Source organism: Massilia sp. CFBP9026, from assembly GCF_034045165.1.
Taxonomy (GTDB): Bacteria; Pseudomonadota; Gammaproteobacteria; order Burkholderiales; family Burkholderiaceae_D; genus Telluria; species Telluria arenae.
The window spans coordinates 340,271-354,195 of record NZ_JAXCWH010000003.1 but is presented as its reverse complement, the minus strand read 5'-3'; the positions used below and the strand labels follow the sequence as shown (position 1 = coordinate 354,195).

The window sequence follows — 13,925 nt, the reverse complement described above, 5'->3', positions numbered from 1 at the left end:
AGTTCAGCGAACTGTCTATTTAATATCTTTGGAGGAAGCATGTTTAAGAATACCCGTTTGTCCGCTTTCCTGGCGGCTGTCCTGTTGTCGGTTACTGCAGCATCGGCTCTGGTCTCGGCCCCGGCCTTCGCTCAAGAAACCCCGGCAGCCGACGCGGCTCCAGTGGCGACCGACGCAGCTGCACCAGCTGTCGATCCAGCTGCTGCTCCTGCTGACGCTGCTGCTCCTGCAGATGCTGGCGCGCCAGCCGCTGCTCCAGGTGGCGAGCAGACCGAAGAAGTCTACAACCCGTACGGCCTGCAAGCCATGTGGGAACACGGCGACTTCGTCAACAAGGGCACCCTGATCATCCTGTCGCTGATGTCGATCGGTTCGTGGTACATCATCATCACCAAGCTGATCGATCAGCAAAAAGTGATGCGTCAAGCTAAAGACATGCAAGCCAAGTTCTGGAAAGCACCGTCGATCGCTGCTGGTTCGGCTCAGCTGAAAGAAGGTTCGCCATTCCGCTTCATCGCTGAAACCGGCACCAAGGCTACCCAGCACCACGACGGCGCCCTGCTCGAGCAGATCGACCTGTCGACCTGGGTCACCATGCAGATCCAGCGTTCGGTCGACCGCGTCCAGTCGCGTCTGCAAGATGGCCTGTCGTTCCTGGCAACCGTCGGTTCGACCTCGCCGTTCATCGGTCTGTTCGGTACCGTCTGGGGCATCTACAACGCACTGACCGCCATCGGCATGTCGGGTAACGCCTCGATCGACAAGGTCGCAGGTCCAGTCGGTGAAGCACTGATCATGACCGCCTTCGGTCTGTTCGTTGCAGTTCCTGCCGTCCTGGGTTACAACTGGCTGGTGCGTCGTAACAAGACCGTGCTGGAAGAAGTCCGTTCGTTCTCGGCTGACGTGCACTCGGTGCTGATCTCGGGCGCAATGTCGACCTCGAACGCAGCTGCACAAGCTAAAAAGATTGGATAAATTATGTCGATGAGTGTCGGTTCCGATTCCGGCGAAGATGCACTGAATTCAGAGATCAACACGACGCCACTCGTTGACATCATGTTGGTTCTTCTGATCATCTTCCTGATCACGAGCCCGGTGGTTCTGAATCTTCAGAAAGTTACGCTGCCTGAAGAAGAGAACCAGGTCACCCTGTCCAAACCGGAAGACGTCAATATCACCGTCAATAAAGACGGTGAGATGTACTACAACCAGACTCACCTCGCGAACACGGACGAGCTGTTCAAGTTCCTCGCGGAGCAGTCGGTGAAAGTGCCGCAACCGGCGGTGAAAGTTCGTGGCGACCAGGAAGCCCGCTACGAAGCAATCGGCCGGGTCATTTACACGGCACAACGTGCTGGTGTGCAGAAGGTTGGTTTCGTTATTCAGCCGCAATAAGCTGATAGCGCTGCACGCGGCGCCTGGCTTTCGGGCCGGGCGCCGTAACCTTCTCCCCAACATTTGATAAGGACACACCATGAGTATGAACGTAGGTGGAGGCTCCGCAGCGGATGCGGATCCGGAACCGATGATGGAAATGAACATGACGCCGCTGATCGACGTCTTGCTCGTTCTTATCATCATGCTGATTATTACAATTCCGAAGCAAGATCACTCGGTCAATCTGAACATGCCAGTTGGTAACCCGCCGCTGAGCGATATCAAGCCTGTCGTGATCACGATCGACGTCGACTTCGACGGTACCATCCTCTGGGATGGCGAAGTTGTGCCGGACCGCGCTGCGCTGGAAGCCAAGATGAACGCTGTTGCCGCCATCCCTGACCAGCCCGAAGTGCACCTGCGTCCGAATAAGCTGGTAGAGTACAAGGTTGTTGCCGGTGTCATGGCATCTGCCCAGCGTATTGGCGTCACCAAAATCGGCATGGTCGGTAACGAGCAGTTCCAGTAATCGTTCCATGTTTTGACCAACACGGCAGGGCTATCCCTGCCGTGTCCATTTTGAAATAAGGATTTTTCAGATGATCAAGTTCCGTCTCGCTCACCTCAGCCTTGCAATGGCCGCTCTGGGCTTTACCGCGCTCACCCCGGTAATCGGCCTGTCTTCCGCCGTCGCGCAGGAAGCGATGCGCCCGGAGATTGGCAAACCGCTGCAGCAAGCCCAGGCCCAGATGAAACAGGGCAAGCACAAAGAAGCACTGGCTACCCTGCGCGGACTGGACAAGGTGGGCAACAAGACCGCCAATGAAAGCTACCTGATCGAGCGCGTGCGCGCCGGGGCAGCATCGTCGGCCGGCGATTACGATACTGCCGCCAAATCCTTTGAAGCCCTGCTCGCGTCCGGCAAGCTGAACGCCAACGAGCGTTCGCAATTCGCCGAAGGCCTGGTGGGTATCTATATGCGTGCAGGCGACCTGAACAAGGCGAACAGCACCATCCAGACCCTGCTCAAGCAGAAAGAAGATCCAAAACTGCGCGCTTACCTGCTGCAGAACTATTACAAACAAGGCAACACCGCTGCCCTCGAGCAAGAACTGCGCACCATCGAGAAAAGCGGCCGCCTGAGCGAAGACCAGCTCGGCATGCTGGCCAATATCCAGCTCAAGAAGAACGATACCGCCGGCTACGTCCGCACCATCGAGAAGCTGGCCGCCAGCTATCCGAAGGCCCAGTACTGGACCGACCTGCTGAACCGCGTGCAGCGTCAGCCAGGCTACTCGCAGCGCCTGAACGTCGACGTGTACCGTCTGAAGCTGGCCAACAACCTGCTCAAGAAGCCAAGCGAGTACATGGAAATGGCCCAGCTGGTGCTGCAGGCGAAAGCCCCGGCCGAAGCGCTCAAGATCATCGACAAGGGCTACAAGGCCGGCGCCCTGGGCACCGGCACCGACGCCGCGCGTCACCAGCGCCTGAAGGACCTGGCCGAGAAGAACCTGGCAGAGCAGAACAAGAACTTCGCTGCGCTGGAAGCCGAGCACACCGCGGTCAAGGACCAGGATTCGCTGGTGGGCCTGGGTTACGCACTGGTGCAGGCTGGCCAGGCTGACAAGGGCCTCAAGATGATGGATGCGGCGATCAAGGCCGGCGGCCTGAAGAACCCTGAAGACGCCAAGCTGCGCCTGGGCGAAGCCTACGCTGTTGCCGGCAAGAAGCAGCAAGCCATCGCCACGCTCAAGACCGTGGGCGGCAAGGACGGCACCGCCGAACTGGCCCGCTACTGGATCCTGGCGATCAACAATCCGCTGAGCTAATCAGCAACAGCGGCATTACCCCGTCGTCCCCGCGCAGGCGGGGACCCAAGGTTTCGCGCAGCCCACTTCGGTCCAACGAAGTAGCTGCGCTGACAAGCTTGGGTCCCCGCCTGCGCGGGGACGACGTTTTTGCGTTAACGATCCCTGCGGCCGTCGCCCATATGCAACTACCGAGTTACCGTATAATCAGGGTTTTCGCGCCGCACCAATGTCGCGCGGCTTGTAACCGGACCCAGATTTGATGAAGGTATTTCGCGGACTTCCCAACGACAGGGCGCGCGCGCCCTGCGCGCTCACGATCGGCAATTTCGACGGCGTCCATCGCGGCCACCAGGCCCTGCTGGCCCACGTGCGCAGCGCCGCAGCGGGGCTCGGCCTGGAAGCGGCCGTGATGACGTTCGAACCCCATCCGCGCGAATACTTCGCCCGCAAATCCGGCGACCTGTCGCGCGCCCCGGCCCGCATCGCCAACCTGCGCGACAAACTCGAAGATCTCGACCAGGCCGGCATCGACCGCGTCATCGTCGAGCATTTCAACGAACAGTTCGCCGCCATGTCGCCGCGCGACTTCATCGAGCGCGTGCTGGTCGACGGCCTGCACGTCAAGTGGCTGATGGTCGGCGACGATTTCCGCTTCGGCGCCCGGCGCCTGGGCGATATCGCGATGCTGGTCGAGGCTGGCCGCGAGTTCGGCTTCGACGTCCACACCCTCGACGCCGTCATGCATGGCGACCAGCGCATCTCGTCCTCGGCCGTGCGCGCCGCCCTGCTCGAAGGCGATTTCGCCCGTACCAGGGAGCTGCTCGGCCATCCATATGCGATGTCGGGCCACGTGATCCATGGCCAGAAGCTGGGCCGCACGCTGGGCTTTCCGACCATGAACCTGCGAGTCGCGCACCGCCCTGCTCTCTCCGGCATCTTTGTCGTGCAGGTGCACGGCCTGGCGGACGCGCCGCTGCCGGCCGTGGCCAGCCTGGGCGTGCGTCCGACCGTCGAGGATGCCGGCCGTATGCTGCTTGAAGTCCATGTATTCGACTACGCCCAGCAATGCTACGGCAAGCTGGTGCGCGTGGAATTCCTCGCCAAGCTGCGCGACGAAGAGAAGTACGACGACCTGGCCACGCTCACTGCCGCGATCGACAACGACGCGGCCCAGGCGCGCGCCTTCTTCGCCCACCGCAGCAGCGCGCTGACGGCGACCGACCGAATTTGAGCGCGTTTCCCGGGCCGTGACGGCTCCTGGAAGCGCCTCACCAGACTCTGCCGCGGCGCGCTGCGCCGTGCACACCGAACACTTACCAGAAGAAGCTTATGTCCGATACCAAACAGAACAACGGCCAGTCCCAGGCAACTAAGGGCCAGAAGAAACCTGAAAGCAAATACCCGGTCAATATGACCGACACCCCATTCCCGATGCGGGGCGACCTCGCCAAGCGCGAACCGGGCTGGGTCAAGCAATGGCAGGACAAGAAAATCTACGAGCGCGTGCGCAAGGCCGCCGCCGGCCGTCCAACCTTCATCCTGCACGACGGTCCGCCGTACGCCAACGGCGACATCCACCTGGGCCACGCCGTCAACAAGATCCTCAAGGACATGGTAATCAAGTCGCGCACCATCGCCGGCTTCGACGCTCCTTACGTGCCGGGCTGGGATTGCCACGGCATGCCGATCGAGATCCAGATCGAAAAACTGTACGGCAAGAACCTGCCGACCGCCGAAGTGCTGCAAAAGGCACGCGCCTATGCGCTCGAGCAGATCGACCGCCAGCGCGCCGGCTTCATCCGCCTGGGCGTGCTGGGCGAGTGGGACAACCCGTATATGACCATGGCCCACGGCAATGAAGCCGACGAGCTGCGCGCGCTCGGCACCCTGCTGGAAAAAGGCTATGTCTATCGGGGCCTGAAGCCCGTCAACTGGTGCTTCGACTGCGGTTCGGCGCTGGCCGAGGCCGAAGTGGAATACCAGGACAAGCGCGACCCGGCGATCGACGTCGGCTTCCCGTTCTACGAGCACGACAAGATCGCCGCCGCCTTCGGCCTGGACAAGCTGCCGGTCGATAAAGGTTTCATCGTCATCTGGACCACGACCCCGTGGACCATCCCGTCGAACCAGGCCCTGAACGTGGGCCCGGAAGTCGGCTATTCGCTGGTGCAGGTCGAGCGTGACGGCCAGCCTCAATTGCTGATCCTCGGTTCGGAGCTGGTGGAGTCGGTGCTGGCCCGCTACAAGCTGGAAGGCACGGTCATCGCCACCACCGTCGGCGCCAAGCTCGAAGGCATCCGCTTCAAGCACCCGCTGCACGCGCAGGACACGTTCTACGATCGCCTGTCGCCGGTCTACCTGGCCGACTACGTGACCGTCGACAGCGGCACCGGCGTGGTCCACTCGGCCCCATCCTACGGCCTGGAAGACTTCCAGTCCTGTAAAGCGCACGGCATGAAGGACGACGAGATGCTCAAGCCCGTGATGGGCGACGGCCGCTTCGCCTCGACCCTGCCGCTGTTCGGCGGCATGACGATCTGGGAAGCCAGCAAGCCGATCTGCGGCGCGCTGACCGAAACCGGCGCCCTGTTCGAACTCAAGATGTTCGACCACAGCTACATGCACTGCTGGCGCCATAAAACCCCGATCGTCTACCGCGCCACCAACCAGTGGTTCGCCGGCATGGACGTCGTGCCGAAGGATGGCGGCGCCACCCTGCGCCAGACCGCGCTGGCCGGCATCGAAAAGACCCAGTTCTTCCCGGACTGGGGCCAGGCGCGCCTGCACGGCATGATCGAGAACCGTCCGGACTGGACCCTGTCGCGCCAGCGCCAGTGGGGCGTGCCGATGGCCTTCTTCGTGCACAAGGAAACCGGCGCCCTGCACCCGCGCACCCCGGAACTGCTGGAGCAGGTGGCCAAGCTGATCGAAGCGGGCGGCATCGAGGCCTGGCACGAACTCGATCCGGCCACCCTGCTGGGCGAGGACGCCGCGATCTTTGAAAAGAACAAGGACACGCTGGACGTCTGGTTCGATTCGGGCAGCACCCACCAGACCGTGCTGCGCGGCTCGCACAAGGCGCAGTCGAGCTTCCCGGCCGACCTGTACCTGGAAGGCTCGGACCAGCACCGCGGCTGGTTCCACTCGTCGCTCCTGACCTCGTCGATGCTCAATGGCGAACCGCCGTACAAGGCGCTGCTGACCCACGGCTTCACCGTCGACGAGAACGGCAAGAAGATGTCCAAGTCGCTCGGCAACACGATGGCGCCGCAAAAGATCTCGGACACCCTCGGCGCCGACATCCTGCGCCTGTGGGTGGCTTCGACCGACTACACGGGCGAGCTGTCGATCGGCGAAGAGATCCTCAAGCGCGTGACCGAGTCGTACCGCCGCATCCGCAACACGCTGCGCTTCCTGCTGGCGAACACCTCGGACTTCGACCCGGCGCAACATGCGGTGCCGATGGCCGAGCTGCTCGAGATCGACCGCTATGCGATCGCCTCGATGGCCCAGCTGCAGAACGACGTCGCCGCCCACTTCGAGCGCTACGAGTTCCACCCAGTCGTGTCGCGCCTGCAGAACTACTGCTCGGAAGACCTGGGCGGCTTCTACCTCGACATCCTGAAGGACCGCCTGTACACCACCGGCGTGGAATCGCAGGCGCGCCGCTCGGCGCAGACCGCGCTGTGGCATATCGCCCACTCGCTGCTGCGCGTGATGGCGCCGATCCTGTCGTTCACCGCTGAAGAAGCGTGGGAGAAGTTCGCCGGCGCCGAAGCGTTTGCCGCAAGCGACGAGACCATCTTCACCCAGACGCTGTGGACCTTCCCGGAACTGCCTGATGCCGAGGCCTTGCTGGGGAAATATGCGCTGCTGCGCCAGGTGCGCCTGGACGTCACCAAGCAGCTCGAAGAAGTGCGCACCTCGGGCGCCATCGGTTCGTCGCTGCAGGCCGAGCTGGCGATCAAGGCCGCGGGCGACAAGTACCGCGCGCTGGCCAGCCTGGATGACGACCTGAAGTTCGTCTTCATCACCTCGCAGGCGACCGTCAGCGAAGTGGCGGCCGAAGCCGACGAAAGCGTGACCGTGGAACCGTCGACGGCCGAGAAGTGCGAGCGCTGCTGGCACTACCGCCGCGACGTCGGCCACGACCACGCGCATCCGACGCTGTGCGGCCGCTGCACCAGCAACCTGTTCGGCGCCGGCGAGAAGCGCCGCTACGCCTAAGCTCCCGAGGGTCGATCGACCCGCGGGTTTTTCCGCCATGCCGCCTCCCGGGCGGCATGGCGCGTACCGACACCACACACCATGGCAACCAAAAAGAAACCCATCGCAGCAGGCCCGAAACTTGTCACGCGCAGCACCGGCGCCAGCCTGTTCCCCTGGATCGGCCTGTCCCTGATCATCGTCCTGCTCGACCAGGTCACCAAGATCACCGTCGAACGCACTTTCGCCTATGCCGAAACGCTGCCGATCACGAGCTTCTTCAACCTGATCAAGGTGTACAACCCGGGCGCCGCGTTCAGCTTCCTGGGCGACGCCGGCGGCTGGCAGCGCTGGCTGTTCCTGGGGATCGCGATCGCCGCCGTGGTGTTCTGCGTATATATGATGTCGAAGAACGCGAGCCAGCGCCTGTTCTGCTTCGCACTGGCCCTGATCATGGCCGGCGCGATCGGCAACGGCATCGACCGCGTGGTGCACGGACACGTGATCGACTTCCTCGATTTCTACTGGACCGGCATCGGCCACTTCCCGGCCTTTAATATCGCCGACATCGGCATCTCGGTGGGTGCGGTGCTGTTCGTCCTCGACGAGCTGCGCCGGGTGAACAAGACTTAAAGGAGCTTGAACATGGAGCTGAAAGGCAAGCGCATCGTCCTCGGCCTCACCGGCGGCGTGGCCTGCTACAAGGCGGCCGAGCTGTGTCGCGCCCTGGTCAAGCAGGGCGCCAGCGTGCAGGTGGTCATGACCGAGGCCGCCACCCACTTCATCGGCGCGGTCACCATGCAGGCCCTGTCGGGCCAGCCGGTCTACCTGGACCAGTGGGATGCGCGCATGGCCAACAATATGGCCCACATCGACCTGACCCGCAACGCCGACGCGATCCTGATCGCGCCCTGCTCGGCCGACTTCATGCGCAAGCTCGCGCACGGCGCGGCCGACGACCTGCTGTCGACGCTGTGCGTGGCGCGGCCGCGCCATGTGCCGCTGCACGTGGCGCCGGCGATGAATGTCGAGATGTGGGAAAACCCGGCCACCCAGCGCAACGTCGCCCAGCTGCGTGAGGACGGCGTCAAGCTGTTCGGCCCCGGCTGCGGCTCGCAGGCCTGCGGCGAGACGGGCCTGGGCCGCATGCTCGAAGCCGAGGAACTGGTCGAAGAACTGATCGCCTCGTTCCAGCACAAGGTGCTGGCCGGACGGCGCGTGCTGATCACGGCCGGCCCGACGTTCGAGCCGATCGATCCGGTGCGCGGCATCACCAATCTGTCGTCGGGCAAGATGGGGTATGCGCTGGCGCGCGCGGCGCGCGAAGCCGGCGCCGAGGTGACCCTGGTCTCGGGCCCTGTGTCGCTGCCCACGCCGCATGGCGTGCGCCGCATCGACGTGCTCACCGCGCAGCAGATGCACGACGCCGTGATGGCGGGCGTGGAAGGCCAGCACGTGTTCATCGGCGTGGCGGCGGTGGCCGACTGGCGCGTGGCCAATGCGTCGTACCAGAAGATCAAGAAGACGCTTGATGGCGCGCCGCCGCAACTGGAGTTCGCGCAGAACGCCGACATCCTGGCGTCGGTGGCGGCCACCGTCACCCTCTCGGGCTGGCCCTACTGCGTGGGCTTCGCGGCCGAATCCGAGCAGCTGGAACAGTACGGCGCCGCCAAGCGCGAAAAGAAAGGCATCCCTCTGTTGGTGGGCAATATCGGCCACCAGACTTTCGGGCAGGATGACAATACCGTGATCCTGTTCGACGAAAGCGGCCACACGGTGCTCGAGCGGGCCGACAAGCTCACGTTGGCGCGCCAGCTGGTGTCCGAAATCGCCAAGCGACTCGAACAGCGCTCCCTGCTTACCTAAAACACATAACAAGTATCAGATGAAGAATATCGACCTCAAGATCCTCGACCCGCGCATGCAAGACCTGCTGCCGGCCTACGGCACCCCAGGCAGCGCGGGCCTCGACCTGCGCGCCTGCATCGATGCGCCGCTGACCATCGAGCCTGGCCAGACGGTGCTGGTGCCGACGGGTCTCGCCATCCACATCGGCGATCCGGGCTATGCCGCCATGATCCTGCCGCGCAGTGGGCTCGGCCATAAGAGCGGCATCGTTCTGGGCAATCTGGTAGGCTTGATCGACTCCGATTACCAGGGCCAGCTGATGGTCTCCACCTGGAACCGCGGCGCCACCACCTTCGTGCTGCAGCCGATGGACCGGCTGGCGCAGCTGATCGTCGTGCCGGTGCTGCAGGTCGGCTTCAATGTGGTAGAGGAGTTCGCATCGAGCGACCGCGGCGCCGGAGGATTCGGCAGCACCGGCAAACAATAATAGAGGAGGACCATGATCCCAAACCGTCTTCAACGCTTCAAGTCCGCGGCCCTGGTCGCGGGCACGGCGGCCTTGCTGGCCGCCTGCAGCACGCCAGGCCAGATGCAGTCGTCGACCACGCCTGGCGTGATCCCGAGCCAGGCGCCGGGCAAGCCCGAGGTCACGCCGCAGATGGCCGCGGCGGCCGACACGCTCACCCGCATGGCGACCCAGCACGACCGCCTGTACCGGATCGCGGCTCCCCTCCTGATCGACAACGCCGAGCTGTGCACCAAGCATGCCCGCAACCTGCTGGGCTTCACCGCCAAGAACCGCTACACCTATCCGGGCCAGTACAACGAGGCGGCCTGGGTGGTGCTGGGCATGGGCGAGCGCCTGCAGGTCACCAATGTCCTCAATGGCAGCGGCGCGGCGCGCGCCGGCCTGCGCCAGGGCGACCGCCTGCTGGCGGCCGCCGGCACGCCGCTGCCCGAGGGTCCGAACGCCCTGTCCCAGGCCGGCGCCGTGTTCGGCCCGATCATGTCGAAGCAGGCCAGCCTGCCGCTGACGATCGAGCGCAACGGCAACCAGCGCGACCTGACCATCCCGGTCACCCGCGCCTGCGCCTTCGCGATCGAACTTGGCAACGCCGACAATATCAACGCCTATGCCGACGGCTCGCGCGTGATGGTCACCCGCGGCATGCTGGGCTTTGCCCAGAACGACGACGAACTGGCCTATGTCGTGGCGCGCACGATGGCGCACAATATGCTGGGCCACGCCGCCACGCAGCGCAATGCGGCCACCATCGGCAGCATCATCGACAACCTCACCGCGATCACGCCCGACACTTCGATGCTGATCGGCAGCGGCGGCATCAAGGCCATGCCGGTGGCCGACGACGTGGCGGCCGACCGTCTGGCGATCTACCTGGTGGCGCGCGCCGGCTACCGCATCGAAGGCGCGTCCGCCTTCTGGAAGCGCCTGGCGGCCACCTACCCGGCCCGCATCCTCAACGGCTACACGGCCAACCACCCATCGACCACGCAGCGCATCGCGGCGATCGACAAGACGGTGGCCGAGGTGAAGACCAAGAAGAGCGGCAAGAAACCGCTGGTGCCCTAGCAAGTCCCCCGTGCGCGGCCCCGGGCCGCGCACGCCCGCTCCAGCGCCCTCCCCGCTTTTTTTGTATGATTGTCCATCTTGTATCTATCCCGCATATGGCGGCGACCACACCATGGACAGCATCGACCTCGACGTACTGAAAACCTGCGCCGCCTGGCTGGCGGGCGGCCAGCGCTGCCAGCTGGTCACGGTGATCAAGACCTGGGGCTCGAGCCCGCGCCCGGTCGGCGCCACGCTCGCCATCTGCGAGGACGGCCAGGTGGTCGGCTCGGTCTCCGGCGGCTGCATCGAGGACGACCTGATCGCCCGCGTGCGCGACAACGGCATCGAGATCGACCTCCCCGAGATCATCAGCTACGGCATCAGCGCCGACGAGGCGCACCGCTTCGGCCTGCCCTGCGGCGGCACCATCGAACTGGCGATCGAGCCGCTGTCGACCGAGAGCCGCATTCCCGAACTGCTGGCGCGCCTCGATGGCGGCGAGCTGGTCGAGCGCCACGTGCACCTGGCCAGCGGCGCGGTCACCCTCGAACTGGCGCAGGCCAGCGCCATCCAGCGCATCGAGGATGGCGTGCTGCATACGCTGCACGGCCCGCGCTGGCGCCTGTACATCATCGGCGCCGGCCCGCTGTCGCGCTTTTTGGCCACGATCGCGGCCGGCATGGATTACCGCGTCACCGTGTGCGACCCGCGCGAGGAATACCGCAGCGGCTTTTCCATCCCCGGCGTGAGCCTGGTGCACGCGATGCCGGACGACCTGGTGATCGAGGCGAAGCTCGATGCGCGCAGCGCAGTGGTGGCGCTGACCCACGATCCCAAGCTGGACGACCTGGCGCTGATGGAAGCGCTCAAGTCCGACGCCTTCTATGTCGGCGCCATCGGCTCGCGCGCCAACAACGCCAAGCGGCGCGAGCGCCTCAAATTGTTCGACCTCACCGAGGCCGAACTGGCGCGCCTGCACGGCCCGATCGGCATCTACATCGGCAGCAAGACGCCGGCCGAGATCGCGATCTCGATCATGGCCGAGATGACGGCCGTGAAGAACGCGGTGCCGCAGCAGATGCTGGTGCCGCACGCCGCGGCGCTGACCCTCGCCAGCGCCGCCTGATGATGGGTAGGTTGGACGGGTCTCCCGTCCACGCGTTCAACCGATGCATGCGATGCGGTATCGCAGCCTTGGGTTGAACGCGTGGACGGCGTAGCCGTCCACCCTACCGCCGTAAAATCAAAAGCAAGGAGCGGCTGGCAGGAAAACGCCGACCCTGCCACAATGGCCCGTTATCAGACGGGCCATCTTTTTATCAATGAACACCGCGAACATGCTGCGCCTGGTGGCGCTGGCCGCCATCTGGGGCGGCTCCTTCCTCTTCATGCGCATCGCCGCACCCGTGCTCGGACCGGCGCTGCTGATCGAATACCGGGTCGGCTTCGCCGCCCTGTTCCTGGCGCTGGTGGCCTGGTTCCTCCACCTGCGCGGCAAAGGCGCCCCGCTCGGCGTGCGCCGCCACTGGAAGCACTACCTGATCCTCGGCCTGTTCAATTCGGCCCTGCCCTTCCTGCTGTTCGCCTTCGCCGCGCGCACCCTGTCGGCCTCGGTGCTGTCGGTGCTGAACGCCACCGCGCCGATGTGGGGCGCACTGGTCGGCGCCGCGTGGGCGCGCCAGAAGGTGTCGGGACGCAGCGCGCTCGGCCTGCTGCTCGGCACCGGCGGCGTGGCGCTGCTGGTCGGCTTCGACCACGTGGCCGAACGGCCCGGCGCCGGCATCGCCGTCGGCGCGGCCCTGATTGCGGCGTTCAGCTACAGCATCGCCAGCCAATACGCCAAATCGGCTCCGGCGGTCGCGCCGTTCGCCAACGCCCATGGCTCGATGTGGGCGGCCGCCATCCTGGTGCTGCCGCTGGTGTTCTTCTTCCCGGCGCCGGGCGAGCCGACGATGGGCATCATGGCCGCCGTACTGGCGCTGGGCGTGGTCTGCAGCGGCATCGCCTACATCATCTATTTCAAGCTGATCGAGGAGGTCGGCACCACCTCGGCGCTCACCGTCACCTTCCTCAACCCGGTGTTCGGCATCCTGTGGGGTGCGCTGTTCCTGCATGAAGCCATCGGCTGGCACACGATCGCCGGCTCGGCCATCGTGCTGCTCGGGACCGCGCTGGTGACGGGCTTCCGGCCCCGCGTCAAGCGCGCAGCCGCACCGGCCGGCGGTAAATGATGGAGACGACGCAGGACATCGCCCTGCCGCCTGGCTACCGCCTCGCCGACGTCATCGCCTTCCATGGCCGCGACGCCGAGGGCGTAGCCGAGCAGGTGTCGCCGCAAGGCCTGCGCAAGGGCGTGCTGCTGGATGGCGTGCCGACCCTGCTCGACATCCGTTTCGACGTCGACGTGGCCCGCTGCCGCATCGCCCGCGATGGTCCGGCCACGCCGGCGCTGGAAGCCCTGGTCCAGGACGCGCTGCTGAACGTGCTGGGCCTGCGCATCGACCCGGCTGCCTTCGCCGCCTTCGCGCACGACGATCCCGTGCTCGGCCCCATGCTGGCGCGCCAGCCCGGCCTGCGCATCGTGCAATCGGCCACCGTATTCGAAGCGCTCACCTGGGCCATCATCGGCCAGCAGATCAACCTGACCTTCGCGATCGCGCTGCGCCGCACGCTGATCCAGCTGGCCGGCCGCCCGCATTCGAGCGGGCTGTGGTGCTATCCGGAAGCGCAAGACGTCGCCCGCCTCGCCCTGGAAGACCTGACCAGCCGCAAGTTCTCGGGCGCGAAGGCCGAGACCGTCCTGCGCGTGGCGCGCATGGTGGTGGACGGCAGCCTGTCGCTCGAACGGGAACGCGATGCCGCCCAAGTGAGCCAGGAACTGCTGGCGGTCAAGGGCATCGGCCCCTGGACCGTCAATTACGTGCTGCTGCGCGGCTACGGCTACACGGATTGTTCGCTCGAAGGCGACGTGGCCGTGCGCAACGCCCTGCACAATCTGACCCGCAGCGCCCAGCGGCCGACGCTGCTCGAAGCCCAGCGCCTGCTGGCGCGCTATGCGCCGCACCGCACCATGGCGGCCGCCTACCTGTGGGCCAGCCTGGCTGGATAGC

13 protein-coding genes are annotated in these 13,925 nt (G+C 64.9%); all 13 read left to right on the top strand.

Annotation, left to right across the window (positions count from 1 at the left end; genetic code table 11):
• Nucleotides 1–39 precede the first annotated feature (39 nt).
• The 13 genes from SOM28_RS09975 (at nt 40) to SOM28_RS09915 (ending at nt 13,924) form a co-directional block, all read left to right on the top strand.
• On the top strand, nt 40–975 hold the full coding sequence (locus SOM28_RS09975) for a MotA/TolQ/ExbB proton channel family protein (protein ID WP_170976733.1): 936 nt from the start codon (nt 40–42) through the stop codon (nt 973–975).
• A gap of 3 nt (nt 976–978) precedes the next feature.
• Complete coding sequence (locus SOM28_RS09970; protein ID WP_123068877.1) at nt 979–1,395, top strand: ExbD/TolR family protein; 417 nt, start codon at nt 979–981, stop codon at nt 1,393–1,395.
• A 79-nt stretch (nt 1,396–1,474) separates the two neighbouring features.
• On the top strand, nt 1,475–1,906 hold the full coding sequence (locus tag SOM28_RS09965) for an ExbD/TolR family protein (RefSeq protein ID WP_183407367.1): 432 nt from the start codon (nt 1,475–1,477) through the stop codon (nt 1,904–1,906).
• Nucleotides 1,907–1,976: 70 nt separating this feature from the next.
• On the top strand, nt 1,977–3,206 hold the full coding sequence (locus SOM28_RS09960) for a tetratricopeptide repeat protein (RefSeq protein ID WP_123068878.1): 1,230 nt from the start codon (nt 1,977–1,979) through the stop codon (nt 3,204–3,206).
• Between the two features lie 241 nt (nt 3,207–3,447).
• Entirely contained in the window at nt 3,448–4,419 is a 972-nt protein-coding gene (locus SOM28_RS09955) for a bifunctional riboflavin kinase/FAD synthetase (RefSeq protein ID WP_320468004.1), read from the top strand.
• Nucleotides 4,420–4,517: 98 nt separating this feature from the next.
• Nucleotides 4,518–7,415: an isoleucine--tRNA ligase gene (gene ileS / locus SOM28_RS09950; protein ID WP_320468003.1), complete on the top strand. Its 2,898-nt coding sequence runs from the start codon at nt 4,518–4,520 to the stop codon at nt 7,413–7,415.
• Between the two features lie 81 nt (nt 7,416–7,496).
• On the top strand, nt 7,497–8,027 hold the full coding sequence (lspA, locus tag SOM28_RS09945; protein ID WP_320468002.1) for a signal peptidase II: 531 nt from the start codon (nt 7,497–7,499) through the stop codon (nt 8,025–8,027).
• Nucleotides 8,028–8,039: 12 nt separating this feature from the next.
• Nucleotides 8,040–9,260, top strand: a complete 1,221-nt coding sequence (gene coaBC, locus SOM28_RS09940) for a bifunctional phosphopantothenoylcysteine decarboxylase/phosphopantothenate--cysteine ligase CoaBC (RefSeq protein ID WP_320468001.1) — start codon at nt 8,040–8,042, stop codon at nt 9,258–9,260.
• 19 nt (nt 9,261–9,279) lie between these two features.
• On the top strand, nt 9,280–9,729 hold the full coding sequence (gene dut / locus SOM28_RS09935; protein ID WP_123068883.1) for a dUTP diphosphatase: 450 nt from the start codon (nt 9,280–9,282) through the stop codon (nt 9,727–9,729).
• A 12-nt stretch (nt 9,730–9,741) separates the two neighbouring features.
• On the top strand, nt 9,742–10,833 hold the full coding sequence (locus SOM28_RS09930; RefSeq protein WP_320468000.1) for a M48 family metallopeptidase: 1,092 nt from the start codon (nt 9,742–9,744) through the stop codon (nt 10,831–10,833).
• Nucleotides 10,834–10,945: 112 nt separating this feature from the next.
• Nucleotides 10,946–11,941: an XdhC family protein gene (locus SOM28_RS09925; RefSeq protein ID WP_123068885.1), complete on the top strand. Its 996-nt coding sequence runs from the start codon at nt 10,946–10,948 to the stop codon at nt 11,939–11,941.
• A gap of 196 nt (nt 11,942–12,137) precedes the next feature.
• Nucleotides 12,138–13,046, top strand: coding sequence for a DMT family transporter (locus SOM28_RS09920; RefSeq protein WP_229414881.1), 909 nt, complete (start codon nt 12,138–12,140; stop codon nt 13,044–13,046).
• Nucleotides 13,046–13,924, top strand: a complete 879-nt coding sequence (locus SOM28_RS09915) for a DNA-3-methyladenine glycosylase family protein (protein WP_123068887.1) — start codon at nt 13,046–13,048, stop codon at nt 13,922–13,924. Before SOM28_RS09920 ends, SOM28_RS09915 begins: the two co-directional genes overlap by 1 nt.
• Nucleotide 13,925 lies beyond the last annotated feature (1 nt).